This window comes from Caballeronia sp. ATUFL_F1_KS4A (genome assembly GCF_023630905.1).
GTDB lineage: Bacteria > Pseudomonadota > Gammaproteobacteria > Burkholderiales > Burkholderiaceae > Caballeronia > Caballeronia zhejiangensis.
Genome location: NZ_JALQEB010000029.1, coordinates 379,138 through 405,142, shown reverse-complemented (window position 1 = coordinate 405,142; position 26,005 = coordinate 379,138). Strand labels below are relative to the sequence as shown.

General features: G+C 64.3%; 22 protein-coding genes. 11 read left to right on the top strand and 11 right to left on the bottom strand.

What is annotated here, in order from left to right; all coding sequences use genetic code 11:
• Window positions 1-65: 65 nt before the first annotated feature.
• From NCS03_RS17075 to NCS03_RS17050, 6 genes are all read right to left on the bottom strand, one after another.
• Window positions 66-1,238 (bottom strand): ABC transporter substrate-binding protein, encoded by a 1,173-nt coding sequence (locus tag NCS03_RS17075; protein ID WP_250529452.1) that lies wholly within the window; start codon window positions 1,236-1,238, stop codon window positions 66-68.
• Window positions 1,239-1,551: 313 nt separating this feature from the next.
• Window positions 1,552-2,502 carry a dihydrodipicolinate synthase family protein gene (locus tag NCS03_RS17070; protein WP_250529451.1) on the bottom strand — a complete coding sequence of 317 codons (951 nt, stop codon included), beginning with the start codon at window positions 2,500-2,502 and terminating at the stop codon, window positions 1,552-1,554.
• 133 nt (window positions 2,503-2,635) lie between these two features.
• A complete protein-coding gene (locus tag NCS03_RS17065; RefSeq protein ID WP_008353427.1) occupies window positions 2,636-3,328 on the bottom strand; it encodes a FadR/GntR family transcriptional regulator in 693 nt (230 codons plus the stop codon).
• 228 nt (window positions 3,329-3,556) lie between these two features.
• Window positions 3,557-4,393: a 3-oxoadipate:acetyl-CoA acetyltransferase gene (locus tag NCS03_RS17060; RefSeq protein ID WP_008353428.1), complete on the bottom strand. Its 837-nt coding sequence runs from the start codon at window positions 4,391-4,393 to the stop codon at window positions 3,557-3,559.
• 176 nt (window positions 4,394-4,569) lie between these two features.
• The gene (locus tag NCS03_RS17055; protein WP_008353429.1) at window positions 4,570-4,851 is read right to left on the bottom strand and encodes a DUF3303 domain-containing protein; all 282 of its coding nucleotides are present in this window, start codon (window positions 4,849-4,851) and stop codon (window positions 4,570-4,572) included.
• Window positions 4,852-4,969: 118 nt separating this feature from the next.
• Window positions 4,970-5,323, bottom strand: coding sequence for a hypothetical protein (locus tag NCS03_RS17050; RefSeq protein ID WP_250529450.1), 354 nt, complete (start codon window positions 5,321-5,323; stop codon window positions 4,970-4,972).
• Window positions 5,324-5,582: 259 nt separating this feature from the next.
• Here NCS03_RS17050 and NCS03_RS17045 point away from each other — a divergent pair, with 259 nt between their 5' ends.
• The 3 genes from NCS03_RS17045 to NCS03_RS17035 are packed head-to-tail and all read left to right on the top strand — an operon-like array spanning window position 5,583 to window position 7,942.
• A complete protein-coding gene (locus NCS03_RS17045) occupies window positions 5,583-5,885 on the top strand; it encodes an EF-hand domain-containing protein (protein ID WP_008353431.1) in 303 nt (100 codons plus the stop codon).
• A gap of 12 nt (window positions 5,886-5,897) precedes the next feature.
• On the top strand, window positions 5,898-6,611 hold the full coding sequence (locus NCS03_RS17040) for a response regulator (protein ID WP_250529449.1): 714 nt from the start codon (window positions 5,898-5,900) through the stop codon (window positions 6,609-6,611).
• Window positions 6,608-7,942, top strand: a complete 1,335-nt coding sequence (locus NCS03_RS17035) for an ATP-binding protein (protein ID WP_250529448.1) — start codon at window positions 6,608-6,610, stop codon at window positions 7,940-7,942. The genes NCS03_RS17040 and NCS03_RS17035 overlap by 4 nt, the downstream gene beginning before the upstream one ends.
• Before the next feature lie 2 nt (window positions 7,943-7,944).
• Here NCS03_RS17035 and NCS03_RS17030 read toward each other — a convergent pair whose 3' ends face one another.
• On the bottom strand, window positions 7,945-9,318 hold the full coding sequence (locus NCS03_RS17030) for a polyhydroxyalkanoate depolymerase (RefSeq protein ID WP_250529447.1): 1,374 nt from the start codon (window positions 9,316-9,318) through the stop codon (window positions 7,945-7,947).
• Window positions 9,319-9,492: 174 nt separating this feature from the next.
• On the opposite strand from NCS03_RS17030, the gene NCS03_RS17025 reads away from it, so the two are divergent.
• Together NCS03_RS17025 and NCS03_RS17020 are read left to right on the top strand one after the other, a co-directional pair.
• A complete protein-coding gene (locus tag NCS03_RS17025) occupies window positions 9,493-10,146 on the top strand; it encodes a glutathione S-transferase family protein (protein ID WP_250529446.1) in 654 nt (217 codons plus the stop codon).
• Between the two features lie 75 nt (window positions 10,147-10,221).
• Complete coding sequence (locus tag NCS03_RS17020; RefSeq protein ID WP_008353439.1) at window positions 10,222-10,926, top strand: Crp/Fnr family transcriptional regulator; 705 nt, start codon at window positions 10,222-10,224, stop codon at window positions 10,924-10,926.
• A 1-nt stretch (window position 10,927) separates the two neighbouring features.
• Here NCS03_RS17020 and NCS03_RS17015 read toward each other — a convergent pair whose 3' ends face one another.
• Window positions 10,928-11,917 (bottom strand): zinc-dependent alcohol dehydrogenase family protein, encoded by a 990-nt coding sequence (locus tag NCS03_RS17015; protein ID WP_250529445.1) that lies wholly within the window; start codon window positions 11,915-11,917, stop codon window positions 10,928-10,930.
• 576 nt (window positions 11,918-12,493) lie between these two features.
• Here NCS03_RS17015 and NCS03_RS17010 point away from each other — a divergent pair.
• On the top strand, window positions 12,494-12,868 hold the full coding sequence (locus NCS03_RS17010; RefSeq protein ID WP_033536165.1) for a DUF3564 family protein: 375 nt from the start codon (window positions 12,494-12,496) through the stop codon (window positions 12,866-12,868).
• 18 nt (window positions 12,869-12,886) lie between these two features.
• Here the strand turns inward: NCS03_RS17010 and NCS03_RS17005 are convergent, their stop codons facing one another.
• Window positions 12,887-13,078 (bottom strand): DUF2964 family protein, encoded by a 192-nt coding sequence (locus NCS03_RS17005; protein ID WP_033536164.1) that lies wholly within the window; start codon window positions 13,076-13,078, stop codon window positions 12,887-12,889.
• A gap of 297 nt (window positions 13,079-13,375) precedes the next feature.
• Between NCS03_RS17005 and phaP the strand changes: the two genes are divergently transcribed.
• Entirely contained in the window at window positions 13,376-13,798 is a 423-nt protein-coding gene (phaP, locus tag NCS03_RS17000) for a phasin family protein (protein WP_008353443.1), read from the top strand.
• A 71-nt stretch (window positions 13,799-13,869) separates the two neighbouring features.
• Complete coding sequence (locus tag NCS03_RS16995) at window positions 13,870-14,682, top strand: class I SAM-dependent methyltransferase (RefSeq protein WP_250529444.1); 813 nt, start codon at window positions 13,870-13,872, stop codon at window positions 14,680-14,682.
• 7 nt (window positions 14,683-14,689) lie between these two features.
• On the opposite strand, the gene NCS03_RS16990 is transcribed toward NCS03_RS16995, so the two are convergent.
• Entirely contained in the window at window positions 14,690-16,834 is a 2,145-nt protein-coding gene (locus NCS03_RS16990) for a serine/threonine-protein kinase (protein WP_250529443.1), read from the bottom strand.
• A gap of 441 nt (window positions 16,835-17,275) precedes the next feature.
• On the opposite strand from NCS03_RS16990, the gene NCS03_RS16985 reads away from it, so the two are divergent.
• Window positions 17,276-17,497, top strand: coding sequence for a hypothetical protein (locus NCS03_RS16985; protein WP_250435723.1), 222 nt, complete (start codon window positions 17,276-17,278; stop codon window positions 17,495-17,497).
• A 36-nt stretch (window positions 17,498-17,533) separates the two neighbouring features.
• Here the strand turns inward: NCS03_RS16985 and NCS03_RS16980 are convergent, their stop codons facing one another.
• Window positions 17,534-21,901, bottom strand: a complete 4,368-nt coding sequence (locus NCS03_RS16980; RefSeq protein ID WP_250529442.1) for a DEAD/DEAH box helicase — start codon at window positions 21,899-21,901, stop codon at window positions 17,534-17,536.
• Window positions 21,902-22,035: 134 nt separating this feature from the next.
• Between NCS03_RS16980 and NCS03_RS16975 the strand changes: the two genes are divergently transcribed.
• Both NCS03_RS16975 and NCS03_RS16970 read left to right on the top strand, forming a co-directional pair.
• Window positions 22,036-23,334, top strand: coding sequence for a glycosyltransferase family protein (locus NCS03_RS16975; RefSeq protein WP_008353448.1), 1,299 nt, complete (start codon window positions 22,036-22,038; stop codon window positions 23,332-23,334).
• Window positions 23,335-23,509: 175 nt separating this feature from the next.
• The gene (locus NCS03_RS16970) at window positions 23,510-25,909 is read left to right on the top strand and encodes a phosphoketolase family protein (protein ID WP_008353450.1); all 2,400 of its coding nucleotides are present in this window, start codon (window positions 23,510-23,512) and stop codon (window positions 25,907-25,909) included.
• Window positions 25,910-26,005: the final 96 nt, after the last annotated feature.

Genomic DNA, 26,005 nt, shown 5'->3' with positions numbered 1-26,005 from the left:
TTTTTGTACAAGCGGCGACGCTCCTCGCGAGGAACGTCGCCGTCTCATCACACCGATACGTCGACTTACTTCGTCTTCGCCGCGCCGATTTCGCGGTCCCATTTCTGGAACGCGGCGACCATCGCCTGCGCGTTCAGCGGCAGTACGTGCGGACGGTCGGCGAGGAGCTTCGCGTATTCCGGACGGCCGAACTTCTGGATGACTTCCTGGCTCTTCGCGGGCGCCATCGAGAGCGGCACGTCCTTCACCGCCGGGCCAGGATAGAAATAGCCATCGTCATATGTCAGCGCCTGCTGCGCCGGCTCGAGCATGAAGTTCATCAGCTTGTAGAGCACGTCGAGCTTTTCCTTCGGCACGCCTTTCGGAATCACCATGTAATGGGCGTCGTTGACCCACGTCATGTTGTCGAATGCGCCGACCTTGAATTCCGCCGGCACGATGCCGAGCGCGCGCGGATTGATGTCCCAGCCCGTCACGGTGACGGTCATGTCGCGCGTGCCTTCACCCAGCTCCTTCATCACGGCCGACGTGCCGCCCGGGTAGTACGGAATGCAGTCGTTCAGTTGCTTGAGGAACGCCCAGGTCTTGTCCCAGCCGTTGATCGGGTCCATCGGGTCCTTGTCGCCGAGCACGTACGGCAGGCCCATCAGGAAGGTGCGGCCCGGGCCGGAGTTGGCCGGACGCGCGTAGATCAGCTTGTTCGGATGCGCCTTGCACCACGCGAGCAGTTGATCCGGCGTCTTGGGGACATCGGTGACTTTGGCCGGGTTGTATTCGAGCAGCGGACCCGCTGGCATGTACGTCACTTCCAGACCGTAGCCCTGCGCGATGTCCTGCATCTTGCGCGGACCGGGCGCGTACTTGTCGAGCACGCCGGGGAATGCCTTGGCGTTGTCGGGCAGAAGCTTCTCCCACAGACCTTGCTGAATGCCGGCCGCGAGCGCGTCGGTGCCCGTCACGACGAGGTCGATGTCCGAGCGCCCCGCCGCCTGCATCGCCTTGATCTTGCCCGGCAGTTGCGGCGCCGGCGCATTCGTGAACGTGATGCTGGACACGAGGTTCGGATACTTGGCCTTGAACGCCTCGAAGCCCTTTTGCGTCAGTTGCAGATTGCCTGCAACGTCGACGATGTTGATCGACACGGGATCGGCCGCGTGGGCCGCGCTCGTGCCGAAAGCCGCGCTCACGGCGACGCAAATCGCCGCCAGTTTCACTGACAGTCCTGCCTTGAAAGCCATGTTGTCTCCTCACTTCTCTCGCAACCGCTGGTCGGGAAGAGGTCCGGTCGGATCGTCGATGTTGTCGATTGTGTTGATCGCCGGCCTGTTTGTACTTCGTTCTGATTCTTGCGTGTCTATCGTGCGCGTGCGTCCTCGTTGCGGCTTGGATGCTGAAAAATAGCTAACGAGGTTATAGGATGTCAAGCAAATCGCAACCCGCCGATGCTGTTACCGAAACAGCCGAACCGGCTTTTTTCCTCTGCCGATAGCGCTTTGCAAGCCGTCTCGGGATATACCCCGAGCGCTTGTTACCTCCCGCTTTAACCTGTATTTAACTGGGGTTTCCTGCACGTTTCCCGGAAACGCGGAGGGTTTCATCGAATGCGAGCAGCGCGCGCGCTTCACGTTCGATGGCCGGCAACGCAGCTTCGGGCGACGCGCTCAGCAACGGCAGTACCGGGCCCATGTCGGCGATGCCCGACAAGGTCACGGCGTCGTGCAGAACGCGGATCAGCGAGACTTCGTCGCGAAGGGTTTCGAGCGGCATAAAGTGCTCGTAGATGGAATCAGCCCCGGTGCCGCCTGCTTTTGCCGCGCGCAGCAGCGCCATCACTGCGTGCGGCGCGATGCATCCCGAGCCGGTCGTCCATGACGCGAGACCGAAGTCGCGCGTGTGAACCAGCGCGGGGCGCTCGCCCATGCCCGACACGACCTTCGACGCCGGCACGCTTTCGAGCAAGCGCCGCAGATAGCCGTCGTCCGCTGGATTGGCCCGCTGAATCGCGTATTTCACCGCGAGCAGCGTGCCGTCATCGACGAGGCCGGCAAGCCCGTCCACGTCGATGTAACTCTCGCTCTTGATATAGAGCGTGAACGGCATGCCGGCCACATCGGCAAGACGTCTGAGGCCGTGCGCGACGCCCTCCGGCGTGGTGAAACCCGCGAGCGGCAGGATCATCGCGGTGCGGTAGCCCGTCTGCGCGAGGATGCGCGCCTGATCGAGCATCTTCCCGTAGTCAGGGCCGATGGCCGGAATGACGCGAGTCCGCGGGCCAGCCGACTCGGCCAGCATGTCAAGCAACTCCCGGAACTCGCTGACGGCGACGTGGTACAGATTCGCGTTGCCGCCGTAAAGCAGCGTGGAGACGCCGCCGGCCTCGATATGAGCGATCAGCCTGCGGTTGGCTTTGGGATCGAGCGAATAATCCGGGCGACGCGCCAGGGGCGGCACCGCCATGACGGATGCGGAAAACTCGCTGACGACGATGGGATCGGTATTCATGACGCCTCGCTGAATCGACGGAAAAGGTCCGCAGAAGGTAGCAAGGCGGGTTAAAGTTGTCAAACAACTTTGCCGGGAGGGAGCCGGTTTATCGCAAGTTGGCTAAGGTTGTGTGACAACTGTCGGGTCGAAATTATTCACCGAACATGCGCTCGACCGCGTTCTCGAGGTGCGCCTTCATCGCTTGCCCGGCTCGGGCGGAATCGCGCGCGCGGATCGCTTCGAGGATTTCGCGATGCTCTCTCTGAACGAGACGCTGGCGTTCGAGCGTCTTCACGTACGACAGGTTGCGTGACAGGTTCATGCTGACTTCGACCTGTTCTTCGATGAACGACAGCACGGTGATGAAGAACTGATTTTTAGACGCTCGCGCGACCGCGAGATGAAACGCGAAATCGTCTTTCGCGCCGATGCCCTCCTGCGTTTCGACGACGCGTTCGAGCTGATCCCACGCGTCCTGAATCGCGCGGATGTCTTGCTCCTCGGCCTTGACGGCGGCCAGTTCCGCCGCGCCCGACTCCGTCACCACGCGAAATTCGTAGCAGCGACGAATGTCGGATAGCGTTTCCAGCGGAGCGAAGCGGCGCACGTCGGGATCGGGGCGGCGACCCACGATCGTTCCCGATCCGCGCCGCGTCACGATGATGCCGTCTGCGCGCAACCGCGCGAGCGCCTCGCGCACGGTCGGACGCGAGGTGGCGAATCGTTCCGCGAGCGCGTGTTCGGTGAGGAGCCGGTCGCCCTCCTTGAACTCGCCTTCGATGATGCTGTTGAGGATGTCGCTATAAATCCGGTCGGCGAGGCCGGATGACTTACGCTCGTTCATGTTCGCGCGTGACGTGCTTGTCAGGGTGGAGACCGATTGTAAGGCAGATTTTGTCAGGCAGATTTTCGCGCGAGGCACCGCAAGCCGCCTGTCCCATGCTCAGTATTTCACCGCACGCGAAGTGCGAGCCGTGAATGACATTTCGGCATGCGAAGCGATATTGCGCAGCGTAAACAAAAACGCGCCCGCGGTCTCCCGCAAGCGCGCTTCGGCCATCGCCATCGAAATTCAGATCGACAACAGCTTCCTCGCTTCCTTCGCCGTCGCCACCGGCCGACCGTACTCCGCGCATAACGACGCCACCCGGCTCACGAGTTGCGCATTGCTCTTCGCGAGCGTGTCCTTGTCCCAGCGCACGTTGTCTTCGAGTCCCGTTCGGCAATGTCCGCCCAATTGCAACGTCCAATGATTCACTTCGAGCTGATGGCGCCCGATGCCCGCAGCCGTCCACGTGGCATCCGGCAGATTCTTCTTCAACTGCTCGACCTCGAACTCGAGAATCTCGCGTCGCGCGGGCAATGCGTTCTTCACGCCGAGCACGAACTGAACGTGTACAGGCGATTTCAACAAACCCTGATTCACGAGATCGACGGTGCTATAGAGCATCGCCAGATCGAAGATCTCGATCTCGGGCTTCACGTTGTGATCGAGCATCGTCTGCGCGAGCGAGCGCACGAAATCGGGCGGATTCTCGTAGACGATCGTCGGAAAGTTGACCGATCCCGTCGCGAGCGACGCCATGTCAGGCTTCAAGTCCAGCATCGCGCCGCGCTGCTCGAACGAACGCCCGCGCCCGCCCGTCGAGAACTGGATGATGATGTCAGGGCAATGCTTGCGGATGCCTTCCTGCAATTCCGCGAACCTGTGCCGGTCCGAGCTCGATCGTTCATCCTCGTCGCGCACATGCAGATGCACGAGCGTCGCGCCCGCTTCATACGCCTCGTGCGTGCTTTCGATCTGCTCGGCAATCGTGATCGGCACGGCAGGATTGTCTTTCTTGCGCGGCACCGAGCCGGTGATCGCAACCGATATGACGCAAGGTTCTTTCGTAGGGGATTGGGTCACGCTTCGCTCCTTGACGGCGCCATGCTTGAAACAACTTCGCGGAGATCGAATATGGCGCTCAAATTTGAACTAACTAGTACATTTGTGATGTTGAGGCATTCTCCGTGCCGCTGCAAGCCACGCAAACCCTAAGCTCTCGACGCGCGTTCGTACGACGAATCGGGCCGCTTGCCCCGCTACTGTCGCTGCGCATACTCGGCGAGCATTTTTCCGACCTGCTCGTCCGTGATCGCCGGCTTGATGTCGAACATGAACAAATCGGCCCATTCGTGCGCCCATTGCGCGAGCGGCTCGACGTTGTCGCATTCGCACACGGCGATACCCCAGATCGAACCGATCGCATGCCAGCGGCCCAGCAGATGAATGCCGTCGGGCGGCGCGCCGCGAGTTTGCAGGAATCGCTCGGCCGCGAGTCGTTCGGCCTCGGGTTGCGCAGTCCAGTTGACGATGAATAGCATGGCTCGATCCTCCTGTTGGAACGCCATGAAACGGCGCGACGCGCCGGGCTCGCCGCCGCATCGGCAGTTGCGCCGATGCGGTTCATCCAGTATAGGAGGCGGCCGTGGATCGCATTGCTCAATGCATGACGACGACGGGCGTCGCGAGCACCGGCTGCGCGTAGGTCACTCTGACGGCAGGCGCAACTCCATACGGCGTCACGATGACCGCAGGCTGCGGCGGCGGAGGCGGCGGCGGCGCGGCGACCACCACCGGCGCGAACGCCGGCTCGACGACGATCGTGCGCGCGGGCACGTAGTAATACTGCGGCCTCGGCGGCGGCGCGTAGTAGTACACGGGACGCGGCGGCGGCGCGTAAACGACGGCGGGCGCGACGTAGGAAACCTGCACGCTCGTTCCAGCCGATGCGGTCTTCGCGCAGGTCAGGCTGATGGCGGCAACGGCGGAAACGCTGAGCAAACGGCAATTCATGTTGAAGTCCTCATGCATCGTGAGACGTTGAATACGGCAGCAACAAAGAAATGCAACTGCCGGCGATGAGAACGATAGCGAAGCCCTGCCCGATGCGTGAGCCGTAACTTATGTCGCGTGATGTCGGCGCGAATGCGCGGCATCGAACGCGAAATACGGCGACATGATTCGTAGCATCCCCAAGATTGCGTTCGCCGCGCGGCTCAATAGAATGGCATCACCGTCGACGTTCATCCGTAGCGAATCAGGGGAGAGAGCCATGCGAAAGATTCTTGTCATCCTTGCGGCATGCGCGGCGTGCGCCACGTCGGGCGCGGCGTTCGCGCAGACCGCTACGCAGCCGATGGGCGCGAGCCCGCGCCTCGAACACGTGCTCGGCCAGTTGCAGACGCGCTTTTCGAGCGCCAACACCACGCACGACGGCAAGCTCACGCGCGAGCAGGCATCCACGGGCATGCCGATGGTCGCCAAGCACTTCGACGAAATCGACACGCAGAAGAACGGCTACGTCACGCTGCCGCAAATCGAAGCCTTCATGCACGAGCACGCCGCGCAACGCTGACCCGGAGCCTCCATGGAAACCCTGCCGAAGATCATCGTGCTTGACGACGAAGCCGAGTTGCGCAACATGCTGCAGCGATTTCTGAGTTCGCAGGGTTTCGAGGTACGCGTCGTCGAAAATGGCAATCGGCTCGACCGCTATTTGCAGCGCGAGCCTTACGACCTGCTGGTGCTCGACTGGATGATGGAGCCCGAAGACGGCCTCTCGGTCTGCAAGCGCCTGCGTGCCGAAGGCCAGACGCTGCCGATCCTGATGCTCACCGCGAAAGGCGATCCGGTCGACAAGGTCGTCGGCCTCGAAACCGGCGCCGACGATTACCTTGCCAAGCCCTTTCTGCCGCAGGAACTCGTCGCTCGCGTGCGTGCGTTGCTGCGCCGCCAGAAGATTGCGGCGGGCGACCCGACGCATACGCAGCAGCGCATCCGTTTCGGCGATTTCTGCCTCGATCTCGCGAAGCAAAAGCTGTATCGCGGCGGCGAGCCGTTCGAGATTCATTCCGCGCAGATGCAGTTGCTCACGGCGTTCGGCTCGTCGCCGAACCGCGCGGTCAGCCGCGACAACCTCATCGCCCGCACGCGCGGCCGCGATCACGACGCGCTCGATCGCAGCATCGACGTGCAGGTGTTGCGGCTGCGTCAGATCGTCGAGGAAGATCCGGGCAAGCCTCGGTTCATCAAGACCGTGTGGGGCGTCGGCTACATGCTGCTCGCGGAAATCGAATCGTGAAGTGGGCGCCGCGCTCGCTCTTCGCGCGCAACATCCTGCTGCTGGTCGCGCTCGTCGCGGTGAGCCAGGTGTGCGCGATCGCCGTGCTGCTCCATTTCATCCAGACGCCGCGCATCGAGCGCGCGGCGGCGACCTTCGCGAGCTATATCGTCACGCTCGATACGCTCCTGAAAACTTCGCCGCCCGAAGCCGCGCAAAGCGTCGCCGTGAACCTCGACCTTCGCGCCGAACTGCCCGCCGGCGCGCGCGACATGGCGCCGGGATCGCGCTTGCGCTTCTATCAAACGTATCAGCGCCGGACGTTCATCGAGAGCCTGCGCGCGCATCTGCCCGCCGACATGCTCGTGCGCTGGCAAGGCGCAGAAGCGTCCGACGACGGTCAGCAGCGCTTGTGGATCCGCGCGCATCTGGCGGGCGAGCCGCGCTGGCTGGCGCTGCCGGTGCCCGAAGCGGCGCACGACGACGGCCTCGCGACCGCCCTTTTCCTTTCGCTCGGACTCGGCGCGCTCGCGTTCGCGACGGCGTACGTGATCCAGCGCCATCTGAACCGTCCGCTCGCGCATCTCGCCGATGCCGCTCGGCTCGTGTCCGCGGGCGGCGAGCCGGGCGTCCTGCCGACCGACGGTCCGACGGAAATCGCCCAGGTCAGCGGCGCCTTCAATCGCATGACGGCCGCGCTGAAGGAAGCCGACGCCACGCGCGCGCTGATGCTCGCGGGCATTTCGCACGACATTCGCACGCCGATGACCAAGCTGCGCCTCGCCATGGCGATGTCCGCCGTGCCATCGACGGACGCGGCTTTCGCGGCATCGGCGGAAGGCTATCTCGACACCATCGATACGATTCTTCAGCAGTTCATGGACTACGCGGGCAGCGGCGCGAAGGAAACGCCCGTCGTCGGCGATCTCAACGCGCTGATCGCCAATCTGGCCGCCGATTTCGCCGGACTGGGGCACGAGTTCGCGCTCGATCTCGGCGAGATCGAACCGTTCCCGTTCAGGCCGATCAGCATGATGCGGATGCTCATGAACCTGATGCAGAACGCAGTGCTCTACGGCGTAGTCGGCCTGGAAGTGCGGACGTGGACAGATCGCGAGGCGAACACGGCCTGCGTCGTGATCGCGGATCGCGGAAAAGGCCTCGGCGGTCAGGATCCGGAAGCGCTGAAGCAGCCGTTCAAGCGCGGCGGCGGCGAAGGCCAGCCGAAGGGCACGGGCCTCGGACTTGCAATCGTCGAGCGCATCGCGCGGCTGCACGGCGGAACGCTCGAACTGCGCGCGCGCGACGGCGGCGGCGCGGAGTCGCGCATCGTTCTGCCGCTCTCGAGCTAGCGTTATTCGGGATCGGCGATCGCCTGTTTGTCATCGCCCTCGTTCGCCGTCTGCGCCTGATCCTCGGCGACCGAGGATTCGCGTGCGAGCGGCGCGATTGCGTGCAAGGGCACCATCGGCTGCGTGCGCGCATTCACACCGGCGGGACTGGGCTCGTTGTCGTGGATCAATGCGCGAATGCGCGGATAAATCTGCTGCTCCCAGCGCTTGCCGTTGAACACGCCGTAGTGGCCGACGCCCGTCTGAACATGATGCGCCTTCAGATACGGCCGCAGCTTGTCGCACAGATCCTGCGCCGCGAGCGTCTGGCCGACGGCGCAGATATCGTCGCGCTCGCCCTCGACGGTGAAAAGCGCGGTGCGCCGGATCGCCGACGGATCGACCTTGCGGCCGCGCACTTCGAGCTGCTTCAGCGGCAGTGCGTGCCGCTGAAACACGGTGTCGACGGTTTCCAGATAGAACTCCGCGGTGAGGTCCATCGTCGCGAAGTATTCCTCGTAGAAAACGCGGATCGCATCGGCCTTCGCGACGTCGCCCTTCGCGCGTTGATGATGCATCTCCTCGAACGATTCGATGTGACGCGCGAGATTCATCGACATGAACGCGCCCAGCTGTACGAAGCCCGGATAAACGCGCCGCATCGCGCCCGCGAAACCGAACGGCACCATGCTGATGAGATTGCGCTCGAACCAGTCGATCGGCTTGCTTTTCGCGAGTTCGTTCACGCGCGTCGGGTTCACGCGCGTATCGATGGGACCGGCCATCAGCGTCATGCTCGCCGGCTCGGCGGGATGCCGGTCCTCGGCCATCAGCGCAACCGCCGAGAGCGCCGCGACGGTCGGCTGGCAGACGGCGAGCAGATGCGCGCCCGGCCCGATCGTCTCGATGAAATCGATGATGTGCTGCACGTATTCGTCGAAGCCGAAGCGGCCGTGCATCAGCGAGACGTCGCGCGGATTGCGCCAGTCGGTGATATAGACGTCGTGATCGGCGAGCATCGTCTGCACGGTGCCGCGCAAGAGGGTCGCGAAGTGGCCGGACATCGGCGCGATAACGAGCACGCGCGGCTGCACGATGGACGCATCGTCCTTGCAAAAATGCAGCAGATCGCAGAACGGCGTCGATGCCGCGACTTCTTCCAGGACGCGCATCGTTTTGCCTTCGGCTTGCACCGGCGCGATATCGAATGGCGGCCGCGCGTGCGTCAGGCCCGCGAGCGCGACCTGTTCGCAGAGCGCCGCCATACCGCGGGCCTGCGGCGTCTCGCCGATACCCTTCCAGACACGCAGCGCGCCTTCGACGAGCGTAGCGGCGTGGCGGATCGGCAGCATCGAATCGGACCAGGCCTGATAGCCCGCATAGGTGAACGGATTCATGGCGACGAAAGGAGGCAATAGCCATGCCAATCGATGGCTACATGGGCCTTCATATGTCACGCGATTGGCATAGGCTTTGCACAGATGCCATTCACGAGCGCGTTTTGCCGCGCTTCGGTGCTTGGGCGCACCGCGCTCGATCCGTCTTGGTGCACGACGCGCGAGGAACGACTCATGGCGAACGCCACGCTCACCATCAGCAGCAAGAACTATTCGTCCTGGTCGCTGCGCGGCTGGCTGCTCACGAAGTTCAGCGGACTGCCGTTCGAGGAAGTCGTGATGCCCGCCGACGATCCCGGCGCGCGCGCCGAACTGCTTTTGCTGTCGCCATCGATACTCGTGCCGTGTCTCTTTCACGATGGCATCAAGGTCTGGGACACGCTCGCCATCGCGGAATATCTGAATGAAGTATGCCCCGATGCCGGCCTGTTGCCGAAGGAGCGCGCCGAACGCGCGCATTGCCGCGCGATTTGCGGCGAGATGCACTCGGGTTTTGCCGCACTGCGCTCCGCCCTGCCGATGAACCTGAAGGCGCACTTTCCGGGCTTCAAGGTATGGGCGCGCGCGCAGACCGACATCGAGCGGATCGTGACGATCTGGCATGAATGTCTCGCGCAGTATGGTGGTCCGTATCTGTTCGGCGAACGGACGGGCGCGGACGCGATGTTCGCGCCGGTCGTCACGCGCTTCGTCACCTACGATGTCAAGCTCGACGCCGATATCGTCGCGTACGGCGAGCGCATTCTCGCGATGCCGGAGATGCGCCGCTGGATCGCCGATGCGCAACAGGAAGCCGAGGAAATCGACGAACTCGATATCGAGTTCTGAAACGGTCGCGCGAGTCAGGCCGATTTTCTTTTCCTCCATTCGTGAACCATACTGGTCTTGAAGGAGGAAGTCGCAATGGAACCTTCAATCGATGCAGGCGCTTCGACCCGGCGCGCGCCGACGTTGCACGTCCGCTTTTCGGACACCGACGCGATCCCGTTTCCGACGCGCACCGTCGAGCGTGGCGATGCGTTGTATTGCGCGGGGGAGCCGTTGCGCAGCCTGTATACGGTGCAAAGCGGTTGCTTCAAGACCGTTGCGACATTCCCCAGCAGCGACGATGACAGCGCGCCGCACACGCAGGTCACGGGCTTTCACTTCGAAAACGAAACGCTCGGTCTCGACGGCATATGCACGAACCGGCATGAAAGCGACGCCGTCGCGCTCGAAGCGAGCGTCGTGCGGATCATGCCGGTCGGCATTCTCGAACCGCTGTGTCGCGAATACGCGGGGATGCAGCACGAACTGCTCGCGATCATGAGCGCGGAGATCGTGCGCGCATCGCGTCTCGCGCTGATGCTCGGCACCATGCCCGCGCGCGAACGCGTCGCGGCGTTCCTGCTCGATTTCGCCGAACGCCTCGACGCGGGCGCAACGTCATCCGGCGGACATCCGGTCGATCTGCTCTTGCCGATGACGCGCGCGGATATCGGCAGCTATCTCGGGCTCGAACTCGAAACCGTGAGCCGCACGCTCTCGAAGCTGCAGCGCGAAGGCGCGATCGGGCTCAACGGGCGTCAGGTCCGCATCGTCGATCGCGCGATGCTCGAACATCACTGATTCACGCGCGGACCGTCAGCACCGCCGCCCCCGTCAGCTTGCCGTCGCGCAGATCGGCGAGTGCGCGGTTCGCTTCGTCGAGCGGATAAGGCGTCGTGTGCAGATCCAAATGAAACTGCGCGGCGATCCCCATGAACGCGCGGCCGTCCTCGCGCGTGAGATTCGCCACCGACATGACGCGCCGCTCGCCCCAGAGCAGCGCATACGGAAACGAAGGAATGTCGCTCATGTGGATGCCGCCGCACACCACGGCGCCGCCCTTCGCGACCGCCTTGAGCGCCGCGGGCACGAGCGCGCCGGCGGGCGCGAAGATCAGCGCGGCGTCGAGTTCATCGGGCGGCGTCTCGTCGCTGCCGCCCGCCCAATGCGCCTTCAGGGCGAGCGCGAGACGTTGCGCCGCGATATCGCCCGGACGCGTGAACGCATAGACCGCGCGCCCCTGATGCTTCGCCACCTGCGCGACGATATGCGCGGCCGCGCCGAAGCCATAGATGCCGATGCGCTGCGCGTCGCCGGCCATCGCGAGCGTGCGATAGCCGATCAGTCCCGCGCACAGCAGCGGCGCGGCTTCCACGTCCGAATACCGTTGCGGCAGATGCAGGCAGTAGCGCGCATCGGCGACGACGCGTTGCGCGTAACCGCCGTCGATCGTATAGCCGGTGAAACCCGGCGCATCGCAGAGATTCTCGCGGCCGGCGATGCAGTAGCGGCAACGGCCGCAGGTATGGCCCAGCCACGGCACGCCCACGCGATCGCCGGGCGCGAAGTTCGTCACGCCCGCGCCGAGCCGCGCGACCATTCCCACGATCTCGTGGCCCGGTATCACGGGCCGCTTCGGATGCGCGAGCTCGCCGTCGACTACATGCAGATCGGTGCGGCACACGCCGCACGCATGGACGTCGATGAGCAATTCACCTGCGCGCGGCACCGGATCGGGCAGATCGCGCAACTGCAGGAAAGGACCGTTGCCGTCGAAGACCATTGCGCGCATGAATTCATCTCCATCGATATTGCAGCGCAGCGTGTTGTCCGTCGCAGCAGCAAACGAACGGCACGCACGCGCGATGCGCTGGGGCGCGCGAAGCCGCCTTGGTGCACCGATGCACGCTCGCCGGGCATTCTGGTTACACCACATCACGCGATGATGCGGCGCACGCATCGCGCATCGGTTGCTCGCGCGTGCGGCGATTTGCCTCCGATGACTGTCGCTGAACGGTCAGATTGTCGTACTAAACTTGACTCATGCAGTCACGAAGCGAACATGTGTCGGCGACACATTTCGGCATCGGACTTGCTTGTTTGGTTCGGACATCATCGCTGTTGCGGCGCGGCAAGTTCGCGATCCGAAGCGTGCCTTACGAACGCATCGGCGATGGAACCCATTACATGCGGCGCGATTAAACTTATCTGCGGCGTCCAGTTCGAACCTCTCATCGCAGTCTGAGAAGATCGCGTCGCAACGCCTCAACAATACGCGCGGCGCAAGCCGCCATTCAACCGAGGACGCTCATGGCCGGCGAAAGCGCCGAGCGTCTTCGTCCATCGAATTTGCTTCATGGAGGATGACATGCGTATCACGGTCAAGCTGGATGGCTTCGAAGGCGCTCAATCGGCGGCCTACGCCATCCTGTGGCTCGACAAGGAAACCCGCCGATGGTCGCGCGAGGGTCATCAGTCCGTCGATGTGCCGGACTGGGGCGGCTTGCGCACAGGTTCGAACGGCACGATGATTTGCGGCCAGCAAGTGGGCGATCCCATCTGCGTTCTGGAGCGCCTCGATGTCGACGCGCCGGATGGCCCATGCGAGGGTCTCGCGGGACGCGTCCTCTGGTATGCCGACGGCGCCGGCATGAAGAGCACCGGACGCTGGCACGTCCAGTGCATCGATCGCGAGCAGATCAAGGCGGAGCACGGCGTATTCGCCGACGAGGAGAGAATCTGATCGACACGCGCTCAATCGTCAGGGCTCGTCGCTCGGGAACGGTGTCAGCATCACGACGAACGACGCAGCCCCGATGAGTATCGCGAGCACGCCGTAGTACATCACCGACGTCTCGTCGAAGAGCAGGCCGCGCAGCGCCGCATTGATGCCGCCCAGCGTCACGAACACCGCGCCCAAAGCCGCCACGATGCGCCCTTCACCCCTGATCATGATGTTCTCCCGACCGTCGGGCGCACCGATACCGCGCCGCGATAATTCAATGGTCGCTTGCTCGGCGCGGCACGAATTGACCTGCATCAACCTCAATCGAACGTCGCGCGCGCCGGGGAGGCGACCGCTCGTTCTGGTGTTTTCCCTTGCCCCATTTCCACGGCTTATATTGGTAGTATCAGGTGCTGGCTGCGCGTTGGCATGGCTTCGCGCACACGGCGCATGCTGCCCGGGCCATCCTCGCCTTTGCCCGCAAGAATGGCTCGCATTCGACCGACAAAACCCTGGGGAGGCACGATGAACCAAAATTTCAGCGATCCGTTCAGCCAGTTTGCAGCCATGTTCCAGCAGTACCAGCTTCCTGGGTTCGACGTCACCGCGATCATGGAATCGCGCCGCAAGGACGTCGAAGCGCTCGCGGCGACCAATCGCGTCGCGTTCGGCGGCATGGAGGCGCTGCGCGACAAACAACTCGAAATCCTGCGCCGGACCTTGAGCGATCTCGAAGGCATCGCAAAACAATTCGCCACGACCTCGACGCAACCGCCGTTCAACGCCAACGAAGTCGTGCAACGCGCGCTGCACAACGCGCTCGCGGACATGCAGGACATCGCGCGCACGACCCAGCAGACTCAGGCCGAAGCCTATGCGCTCGTCAGCAAACGCATGGAAGACGCCCTGAACGAACTCAAAGCTTCTATCGAGAAGCCCAAGACCTAGCCTCGCGCGGTCCTGACGAGGCCCGGCCTCCGGCAACGACGAGCCGCGCGTGCGGCGAGCGGAGGTGCGTCATGCAATTCGACGAATTCGCAGCGTTCGAGAAGGACGGCTGGGAGCATGTGGTCCCGTCGTACGAGGACTATTTTGGAAGGCTGACCGTTCAGGCGCATCCCGCGCTGCTCGATGCGCTTTCGGTCGCGCCGGGCATCCGCATGCTCGATGTCGCCGCCGGGCCGGGCAATCTCGCCGCGGCGGCGATCGAGCGTGGCGCGACTGCGGCGGCCGTCGATTTTTCCGCGTCGATGATCGCGCACGCGCGGCAGTTTCATCCCGAGATCGAGTTTCATCTCGCGGGCGCGGAGCAGTTGCCGTTCGGCGACGAAAGCTTCGACGCCGTCGGCATCAACTTCGGCATGCTGCATTTTCCCGAGCCCGAGCGCGCGCTCGACGAAGCGGCGCGCGTGCTCCGCCAGGGCGGACGCATTGCGTTCACCGCGTGGGCTGCACCCGAACGCGCGGTCGGCTTCGGCATGGTGCTCGACGCGGTCCGGCTGCATGGGACGCTCGATGTCGGACTGCCGCCCTCGCCGCCCTTCTTTCGCTTCAGCGATCCCGACGAATGTGTGCGCGTGCTCACCGAAGCCGGCTTTGGCGACGCGCGCGCCGTCGAAGTCGAGCAAACGTGGCATCTCGTGCTGCCCGAAACGCCGCTCGACGCCTTGATGCACGGCGGCGTGCGAATTGCGGCGCTGCTGCGCGCGCAATCGAAAAGCGCGCTTGCCGCAATCGCGCAGGAAGTGCACGCCCGCGTGACGGCGTACGCGCGGCACGGCGAGCTGCTCGTGCCGATGCCCTGTGTGCTGGCGTCCGCCACGAAACCCTGAGCCGGCGCTACTTTTTGGCTTGCGTCGTGATCTGGAAGATATCGACGGCGACGCGCTCGCGGGCGGATTTTCCCGCGAGCGCCGAGAGCCGCTTGTCGACGGCGCGCAGATATTCGGACTTCGCTTCGCTGTCGGGGCGCGGCGAGTCGAAGAGCGGCGCGGGCGTGACTGTCAGCACGATCATCTCCGAACCGAACGGCTTGCCGACGACCCAATCGCCCATTGTGCCGATGGTCGCCGTGTAGTTCGCGGGCGCCTGGTTGTCGCGCGAGCGCGCGTTCGGCAACAGATGCACGACGCTGCCATCGAGCATGAAATAGTCGACGTTGACGTAGGACTCGAACGCGGGCGTCATCAGATCGACGATGAGCGGGTCGCCTTCGGTGAGGCTCGTCGCGCGCGAGCGCGTGTGCACCGATGCCGGTCGCCCCGACTGGCGGTTGGCCGTCCAGAACGGGCCGTACACCTTGAGCAGATCGCATTTGTCGTCGGCGACCGGCTGCACGCCGAAGTTCGTCGTTTTCACGCCTGGCACGCGGCCGAGCGCTTCCTTCAGTCGCGCGAGACCGTATTTCTGCGATACGAAGCCCTGCACGTCGACGGTCTGATCGTGCACCGACGCCACCAGCGCCGAGCACGGCACGCTCCCGAGCACGGGCGTGACGGCGGCCATAGTGAGTTCGGGAACGGGCGTCGCGGGCACGGCGGGCGTGACCGCCACCGCCGCCGAAGCGGGGGGCGCGCCGGGCGAATGCGGTGTCACCGTGCCCGCGGCGCTGCCTTCTGCCGGCGCGGGGGGCGCGTCGTGCGCAACTTCCTCGCCGCCCCTCGACTGATCGTAGAAGTAATATCCCGCGCCCGCCGCCAGCAGGGCCACGAGCGCCGCCGCGCCGATCGCAAACTTCGGCACGCCGCCTTTTTTTCCCTTGCGGCCCGCGGGCGACGCGGCATTTTCGTCGGCGATATCTTCGAGAAATTGCGTGACGCTCGGCGTCCTCGCTTCGCGTTCGAATGCGAGCGCGGCCTTCAGCGCTTTCCACTGCTTGTTGCCGAGATGCTCGGGACGCTGCGGCTTCATGCCCGCGCTTCTCGCCTGCAACGCGGGCACGCGATCGAACGGATGCTTGCCCGTCAGCAATTCGTAGGTGATGCAGCCGAGCGCGTAAATGTCGTCGCGCGGATCGGGCTCGCGATGCTCCAGCATCTCCGGGCTCGCGTACGCGGGCGTGAGCGCGCCGAGGCTGCCCGGATCGAAGACGGTCGCCTCGGTTTCTTCCTCGGGCCGCTGGATCACGCGCGAAATGCCGAAGTCGATCACCTTCACTTCCGACGTGTCCGTGAGAAACACGTTGGCCGGTTTGAAATCGCAGTGCACGAAGCCGCGTTCGTGCGCGTAGGCGAGCGCGTTGGCCATGCCCTTGAAGATCGGAAAGACCTCGGAGAACGGCATGCCCTTGAAGTTCGGGTTCCGAAGCAGACGCGAGAGGGGCTGGCCAGACAGATATTCCATCGTCAGATAGACGACCTGACCGTCGCGGTCGAAGTCGTACACGGTGACGATATTCCGATGCGCGAGCTGCTGCGCCTTGCGCGCCTCGCGCTGCAACGCGATCAGCGATTTCGGATTGCCGCGGAACTGGAGATTGAGCACCTTGATCGCGACATACGGCCGCCGGTCCGACGCTTCGAGCTTGCGCAGATCGAGCGCCTTGTACACGGTCCCCATTCCGCCGATGCCGAGACATTCTTCCAGCACGAAGCGGCTGTTGAGCGTGTCGCCGACGCCTTTCATCTGCTGATCGTGATCGACCATCACTTGCGTCGCCTGACTCCCGGTGCCGCCGCTCGGATCGCGCGAAGGCGGCGGCGCGAAACCCGGCGACGTTTGCAGACGCGTCTCGTCGCGGCTCGCGGGCCCGGTAGGGGAATCGGCTTCGGGACGCATGCGCGCCGCATGCTCGATGCGGCGGCGGATGGCCGCATAGATGTCGGGGGGCAACGGCCGCGCCGCGTGCTCCTCGTCGAGGATCTCCATGAGCCGCCTTGCCGGAGTCTGTTCGGTCGCCAGTGCGCCGTCCACTCCCGCAAAGAACTCGTCGCGCGACCCGCCGTCGCCCCGATAAGTACGAATCGCTTGCGCAAAACTTGTCATCTGTGCGACGCGACGCGGCTCCAATCGATCGACAACTACTTGTCGTAACAAAACCCCGGTGATCGTTCGATACTAGCCTTCACATGGAGCTTTCGCAAATGGCGTTTTCGATCATGAGCGGCATCGCGCACATGTCGTTCGGAGACCGACACATCGATGACGAGTGTTGGCGTCACGCCATCGAAATACGCTTGGCACGAACTCGCCGCGTGGCGAAAAGGACCGAAAAATCAACGCACTGGACAGTTCATGCCGCTCGCACGCGGCGTTGGCACGCGATTCGCATTGGTCTTCACGAACGTCTTTGCGGCAGAAGGCACGCGCCTTGTGCCGCCATTGGCGTTCACGCGCGATCGGTGTTGCGGATCACGGAGTCGCTCCGGCACATCGAAGACGATTGTCTATACTCGATTGCGACTCCCCACTCTGGAGGAAGCATCCATGGCCGTCATCAAAATCAGGGATCTCGCCGACAGCGTCGAACTCGACAGGCAGGCGATGCATACGATCGTCGGCGGCGCGCGCGATGGCGTGCGTCCATTGTTTCGCATCCGGCCGGCATCGGCGACGAATCGCGTCGTCGATTATCCGGGCGTGCCGGTGAAGGACGTGCCCGCTACGCAGGCCGGTCCGTTCACCACGAGATTCGTCTCGAAGAAATAACGTCGATAGCGGCGAGGGATCGCGTCCTTCGCCGCTTCAATGGCGCGTCGGCATGCTCGCGCCCGTCACTCCGCTGCCGATGGAACTGCCGAGCGAACGCGCCGTGCGCTTGACGAGCGCGAGACGCATGCGCTCGCGCCCTTCTCCATCGAAATCGCCGAAATAGCGCGTCTTGCCCGCGACCACCGCGCCGACCGGCACGCCGTCGAGATACAGCACGCGATTGGCCGCGAGCGCCGGCACCTTTTCTCCCGGCAGCAAGGTGCCGACGAGATTGAGCGGATCGACCGCCGACAGCGCCACGAACACGCCGTCCTTCGGCCGCTTGCGCATGTCGCGCAGCAGCGGCACGGCTTCGGGCAGCGCGAATTGCTCGCCCGCGAGCCCGGCGACGAAGCGCCCGCCGCGAATCTCGCCGCGCGCTTCCAGCCGGTGATAGACGCGCAGCAGATCGCGCCACGGCGGCAGCCATTGCGCCTCGCGCTCCAGAAGACGCCAGAACACGACACCGTAGCGCCGCAAAAGCGTCAGCGCGATGTGTTCGAGATCGCCGTCTTCGCGCGCGTCGTCCGGTTTCGCGCGGCGCAGGAGCGCCCAGCGGCCCGCGTCGTCCATTCCGCCGATGAAGAGGCCACCGCGCCTCGGACGCCGCGCGAACGCGTTGCGCTTCGCCGCCGGAGCGAGCAGCGCGCGCAGGCCCGCGAAACTGTCGGCATTGACGAGTCCGAGCGCGACCAGTTCGCCGAGCGCGTCTTCGAGTTCGGTGCGCAGAAGGCGCACGTCGGAGAGCAGTTCGTCGAAGAACATCGCGCCGTGCGCTTTCAGCGCGTCGAACACGCGTTCGGCACGCGACGACAGTTGCGGCGCTTCGTCGGGACGCATGAGCGCGTTCCATGCATCGAGGTGACGGCGCGGCAGCAGCACGATCGGCGTGCCGCGCACCGGACCGCCCGATGCGCGCGAGCGTCCTGCCGGACGCGTCCACACGAGTTTGCCCGCGCGGCACAGATCGTCGAGCCACATGCCCGAATAATCGGCGATGCGCGCCGGCAGTATTTCTTCCTCCCACGCGACGGCGGGCGCCTCGAAACCTTCGAGCTGTTCGAGCACGGCGCCGAGCGCGTCGCGGCCCTCGCCGCGCGAATCGGGCGCGACGCGCTGCCATTCGAGCAGAAAGCGCATGAAATCCTGCCGCTCGACCGGCTCGATTTCGCGACGCAGCCGCCGCACCGTATAGCGATGAATCCGCGCGAGCAAATGCCGCTCGCACCACTCTTCGACCTGCGCGCCCGGCGCGAACCGTCCGCGCATCACGTAGCCCTGCGCTTCGAGCCGCGTCAGGGCGAGCGCGATCGCCGACGCGGGCAGCGCGAGCGGACGCGCGATCTCCGGCACCGTCAGCGGCCCGAATCCCGACAGACGCGCGCGCACGATTTCGACGAGCGCGTCGTCGGTTGTCCACGCATCGTCGAAACCGGGCGGCGGCTGCAGCGACGGATGCATCGGCGCATGCTCGTAGACGGCGCGCACACACGCGAGACGTTCGACGGGCGTCCACAGCGCGTCGTGCTCCGCGATCTGCAGACGCGTCGCTCGGCCGGAGCGCGCGAGCGCATCCAGCCACGCGATCCATTGCGGGTCGCGTTGCGCTTCGGATTCGGCGATGCAGGCGAGCGTCGAAAGCGCCTCGTGCATTTCATCGGCGCTCGTGACTTCGGGCCAGGCTTCGTCGCGCACGCTCGCGATGGCGTCGGGATCGAGCGCGCTGAGATCGTCCGCCGAATGCGGATCGCTCCATCGGCGCGCGAGCACGGCCTGCGTGCGGCGTTCCTCGAGCGGCGCATCGTCGAGAAACGCATACGGCCGCGCCGACAGAATCTCGGCCGCGAGCGGCGACGGCGCGGGCAATTCGCGCGTGACGAGCCGCACATCGCCTGCTTCGATGCGCCGCAGGAGCGCGAGCCACGCGTCGGCATCCATCGCGTCGTGGAGGCAATCGTCGATCGTCTGCTCGACGAGCGGATGCGTCGGCACGTCGCGCTCGCCCGCGATGTTTTCCGCGCACGCGACCTGATCCGGGAACACCGCCGCGAGCAGATCCTCGCTTTTCATGCGCTGCAACTGCGGCGCGACCTTGCGCCCGCCGGTATAGCGCGGCAGCGCAAGCGAGTTGGTCGCGTTCCAGCGCCAGCGCACGCCAAAGAGCGGCGCGTCGAGCAGCGCCTGGATCAGCAGGTGCTCCGCAGTCGCCGATTTCAGATAGCGCCAGACGTCATCGAGCGCAAAGCTGTGGCTGCCCGTCAGCGACAGCACGATCGCGTCCTCGGTCGCGGCCGCCTGCAGCTCGAAGTTGAACGTGCGGCAGAAGCGCTTTCTCAGCGCGAGTCCCCACGCACGATTCACGCGGCTGCCGAACGGCGCGTGGATGACGAGCTGCGTGCCGCCGGATTCGTCGAAGAAGCGCTCCATGACGAGCGTGTCCTGCGTCGGCAGCACGGTCAGCGCGGCGCGCGAACGCGCCAGATAATCGACGATCTGCCGCGCGGCTTCGATGTCGATGCCACTTTCTTGTGCAAGCCGCGCGACCGTCGCTTCGACGCCGCCATCGAGCCATGCGTCGACATCGGCGCGCAGACGCGAAATCGCATGAGAAAGCTCGTCGCTGCGGCCCGGCGCTTCGCCGAGCCAAAACGGGATGTTCGGCGGCTGGCCGTTCGCGTTTTCGACGCGCACGCGCCCGCCTTCCACGCGCACGATCCGGTACGACGTATTGCCGAGCTGAAAGATGTCGCCCGCGAGACTCTCGACGGCGAAATCCTCGTTCACCGTGCCGATCTGCAAGCCTTGCGGTTCGAGGATCACGGCGAAATCGGCGTTGTCCGGTATCGCGCCGCCCGAGGTCACGGCCGTCAGCTTGCCGCCGCGACGGCCGCGCAGCGTGCGCGAGACCGCATCGCGATGCACGTACGCCGCGCGCACGCCCTGCCGTCCGGTATAGCCTTCCGCGAGCGTGCGCAGCACGGCCTCGTAATGCGCGCGATCGAGCGTCGCGTACGGATACGCGCGCGTGATGCGCTCGAACAGTGCGTCCTCGCCCCACTCGCGGCACGCGACTTCGGCGGTGATCTGCTGCGCGAGCACGTCGAGCGGCGCGTGCGGGATCGTCAGGGCATCGAGTTCGCCGCGCCGCACGCAATCGAGGAGCGCCGCGCATTCGATCAGATCGTCGCGCGAGATCGGGAAAAGCCGTCCTTTCGGCACGCCGCCGACGTGATGCCCGGAGCGCCCGACACGCTGCAAGAATGCGCCGATCGAGCCGGGCGAGCCGATCTGGCAGACGAGATCGACATCGCCGATATCGATGCCCAGTTCCAACGACGCCGTCGCGATCAGCACGCGCAGTTCGCCGCGCTTCAGACGCTGCTCCGCGTCCAGCCGATGCTCGCGCGCAAGACTGCCGTGATGTGCGGCGACGGCTTCCTTGCCGAGGCGCTCGGTCAGATGCCGTGCCGCGCGCTCGGCCATGCGCCGCGTGTTGACGAAGACGAGCGTCGTCCGATGCAGCCCGGCAAGCTCCGCGAGACGGTCGTAGACGCGCTCCCACATGTCGTTGGACATGATCGCTTCGAGCGGCATCGGCGGGAGGTCGAGCGCGAGATCGCGCGCTCGAACATGTCCGACATCGACGATCTCGCAGGGCTGGTTATCACCGACGAGAAACTTCGCGACCAGTTCGATCGGCTTTTGCGTCGCCGATAAGCCGACGCGCACGGGCCGCTGCCCGCCCGCTTCCTCGCACAGAGCGTCGAGGCGCGCGAGCGACAGGCTCAGGTGCGAACCGCGCTTGCTGCCCGCGACCGCATGAATCTCATCGACGATCACCGTGCGCGTGGTCGAAAGCATCGCGCGGCCGGAATCGGACGACAGCAGCACGTAGAGCGATTCCGGCGTCGTAACGAGGATATGCGGCGGGCGCTTCCTGACGGCGTTGCGCTCTTGCTGCGTCGTGTCGCCGGTACGGACGGCCGCGCGAATCTCGGGCGCGGCCACGCCGGATTCGCGCAAGGTCTGCGCGATGCCCGCGAGCGGCTCCTCCAGATTGACGTGGATGTCGTTCGACAGCGCCTTCAGCGGCGACACGTATACGACGCGCGTCTCGTCCGGCAGCGTCCCGCCGCGCGCGACGCCGTCACGCACCAGTTCGTCGATGGCGGCGAGAAACGCGGTAAGCGTCTTGCCGGAGCCGGTCGGCGCGGCGACGAGCGTCGAGCGGCGCGCGTGGACGAGCGGCCACGCGCGCGCCTGCGCCGCGGTCGGCGCGGGAAAGCGGGCGCCGAACCACGCGGCGACGGCGGGATGAAAGCCGTGCAGCGCGTCGGCGATGGAAGCGGATTTTCGGATCATTCGGACATTCTATGGGCGCTTGAGAAACGGCGTATTACTGGCGCTTTTCGGACAGTTCCCATGCGACCCGGAACGCTTTACAGCGATGCTAGGCGGTTCGCCCAAGCAATCCGTTCAAACGCTTTCCGCCTCTCATGATCGTCCTAAGCCTTCTGTCCGACCACGCGCCCGGCGCGCTCGCCAACCATCGCCACTACGCACGGGAATTCGGCTATCGCCACATCGAGATCGACTTGTCCGATTTGTCGGGAAGCAACAAGCACCTGCAATGGGTCTACAAGTACGAAGCGTTGCTGCGTCATTTGAGCCGCGCCGCGCCGAACGAAATCCTCATGCTGCTGAGCGAGAACGCCGCGATACTGCGGCCCGTCGCATTGCCCGATCTCATGGCCGGGCGCGACTGGCTCCTGACTTGCGCCGAAGGCCATATCCCGCAGACGGATATCCTCATCTTCCGCAATACAGAACCGGTGCGCCGCAAGCTCGCGGATCTCGTCGGCCGCTGCCGGCTCGGCGTCGCGTTGCCGGAAAACGAAGGCGAAATGCTGCATGACTTCACGATTTGCCCGCAACAGTTCCGCGTCGGCGACGTGTACGTTGTGCTTCCGGCCGCGGTCAATCTCGAATGCGTCTGGGCGACGTGGAACAGCTTCTCCACCTGCTTTCGCGACGAGAAACATCATCGGCGGCTTCGTGCGGCAGCGTTTGAACACATCAACGAATGCAGGACGCGCGCAACGCCGTTTCTCTCGCTCGCCAATCCGGGCGTGCATGAAACCGAAACGCAAAGCGTCTATCAACCGAACCACGCGATCGCGATCGTCATGCTCTATACGCCGAATATCGCGCAGTACGGGCGCATCGCCGAGGCCAACATCAGGCAATATTGCAAACGCCACGGTTACACGCTTTACGTGCATCGCGATGTTCCGCCGCGATTGAACGACGGAAAGACGTCGGCGAACTGGCACAAGGCCGCGTTGCTGCACGCGTACTTGCCGCATCATCAATGGGTGTTCTGGCTCGATGCCGATGTGCTCATCAACGACATGAACCGCCGTCTCGAACCGCTCACGCGCGAACGCGACACCGTGTTGGCACGCGATATCGGAACGTGGGCGTTCAACTCCGGCATCATGGGCTTTCAGCGCAATCAGCAGAACTACGACGCTCTCGCGCGCGTGATCGAAAGGTGCCGGAACCTGGACGACAGATCCCACATCTATGCGAACCAGGGCGATCAGTATTACTTCATCGATGTCTTCCACTCGCTGCCGGACTTCGATGCGACGCGCATTTACGATTTCATCGAACTGAACACGCCCTGGGTCTATCGCCGCCCGGACAGCTTCATGGTTCATTACATCGGCATGTGGGAAGATAACCGCGCGCTTATCATGGACTACGACCTCCGCCACGCCGCGATGGAATGACGCGCTCGCCACCATCGTTGCCGCGCCGCCGGTAAGATGTACCGGACGGCGCCGCGCGTGCCCTGCAACCAAACCGCCACAATCACAGCCGATCATTAACCAGCGCGCAGGATTCGATCTGCGCAAGCCGCACGCACGACGCTCGACCAATCCTCTCACTCATCAGGAGAACCAATTGAACGACGACGTCACTCGCACGACCGCCCTCGAGACGCCTCTCGATCCCGATCTTCTCGCGAAGATCGACGCCTACTGGCGGGCCTGCAATTATCTTTCGGTCGGCATGATTTACCTGCGCGCGAATCCGCTGCTGCGCGAGCCGCTCGAGCGCGAACACATCAAGCGGCGTCTGCTCGGACACTGGGGCTCCGATCCCGGCCAGTCGTTCGTCTGGGTGCATCTGAACCGGCTCATCAAGCGCGATGATCTGAACGTCCTGTTCGTCTCCGGTCCCGGCCATGGCGCGCCGGCGACGCTCGCGAACTCGTGGCTCGAAGGCCATTACTCGGAGATTTACCCCGATCGCAGTTTCGACGAGCGCGGCATGCTCAAGCTCTTTCGCGCGTTTTCGTCGCCGGGCGGCATCGGCTCGCATTGCACGCCGGAAACGCCGGGATCGATTCACGAAGGCGGCGAGCTCGGTTACAGCCTGTCGCATTCGTTCGGCGCGGCGTTCGACAATCCCGATCTGATCGTCGCGGCGGTCGTGGGCGACGGCGAAGCGGAAACCGGCCCGCTCGCCACATCATGGCATTCGAACAAGTTTCTCAATCCCGCGACCGACGGCGCCGTGCTGCCGATTCTCCACCTGAACGGCTACAAGATCGCCAATCCGACGATCCTCGCGCGCATTCCGCACGACGAGCTCGAAGACCTGTTCAGGGGCTACGGCTACGCGCCGCATTTCGTCGAAGGCGACGATCCGGAAACGATGCATCAGCGCATGGCCGCGACCTTGGAACGCTGCATCGCCGATATCCGCGCGATTCAGGCGAACGCGCGCGCCAATCCTGAGAACGTGACGCGCCCGCGCTGGCCGATGATCGTGTTGCGCACGCCCAAAGGCTGGACCGGACCGAAGGAAGTCGACGGCCGGAAGGTCGAGGATTACTGGCGCTCGCATCAGGTGCCGATCGCGGATGCCGTAAGCAATCCCCGCAGTCTCGCGCAACTGGAAGCGTGGCTGCGCAGCTACAAGCCCGAGGAACTGTTCGATGAAGACGGCCGTCTGATCGAACCGCTGCGCGCGCTCGCGCCCGAAGGCACGCGCCGCATCAGCGCGAATCCGCACGCGAACGGCGGCGCGCTGCGGCAATCGCTCGACATGCCCGATATCCGCGACTACGCGTTCGAGTTCAAACGCGCCGCAAGCGTCTACACGTCGCCGACGGCCGTGCTCGCCACGTTCCTGCGCGAAGTGATCCGCCGCAACATGACGAGCTTCCGTCTCTTTGGCCCGGACGAGACCGCGAGCAACAAGCTCGACGGCGTGTACGAAGTATCGGGCAAGCGCTGGATCGCACAGACGCTGCCCGAAGACGAAGACGGCGGCGCGCTGTCCGTCGACGGACGCGTCATGGAGATGCTGTCGGAGCACACGCTCGAAGGCTGGTTCGAAGGTTACGTGCTCACCGGGCGTCACGGTCTTTTCGCGACCTACGAAGCGTTCGTGCACGTCATCGATTCGATGTTCAACCAACACGCGAAGTGGCTCGAAAAAGCAAAAACCGAAGTCGGCTGGCGCGCGCCGGTGCCGTCGATCAACCTGCTCATCACGTCGCTCGTGTGGCGGCAGGATCACAACGGCTTCACGCATCAGGATCCCGGCTTTCTCGATGTCGTCACGAACAAGAGCCCGAACGTCGTGCGTATCTATCTGCCGCCAGATGCGAACTGCCTGTTGAGCGTCGCGGATCACTGTCTGCGCACGCACGACTACGTGAATGTGATCGTCGCGGACAAGCAGCCGCATCTGCAATATCTGAACATGCAGGACGCCATCGTGCATTGCGCGAAGGGCATCGGCATCTGGGACTGGGCGTCGACGGATCAGGGCGCGGAGCCGGATGTCGTGATCGCGTGCGCGGGCGATATCGCGACGATGGAAGCGCTCGCCGCCGTCGAAATCCTGAAGGCGCATTGCACCGATCTGAAGATTCGCTTCGTCAACGTCGTCGATCTCTTCAGGCTGCTGCCGGACACCGAGCATCCGCACGGCTTGTCGCATCGCGATTTCGATTCGATCTTCACGCGCGACAAACCCGTGATCTTCAACTTCCACTCGTACGCGTCGCTCGTGCACAAGCTCACGTACAACCGCACGAATCACGCGAACATGCACGTTCACGGCTATCGCGAGCGCGGCAACATCAACACGCCGTTCGAACTCGCGATCATCAACGGCGTGGATCGCTATACGCTCGCGATCGACGTGATCGACCGCGTGCCGCGCATCGCGGGCAGCAGCGCGCATACGAAGGAATGGCTCAAGAACCAGATCATCGAGAGCGTGCGGTACGCGCATGAGGAAGGCATCGATCGCGACGAGATCCGCGAGTGGACGTGGAAGGATTGATGCGAGACTGAATGCGGCATGCAAGATGCCATCTGGCCTGATGAATGCAAAACGCCAGATGCAAAATGCAACAAGCGCCCGGGGACATGCAGTCCG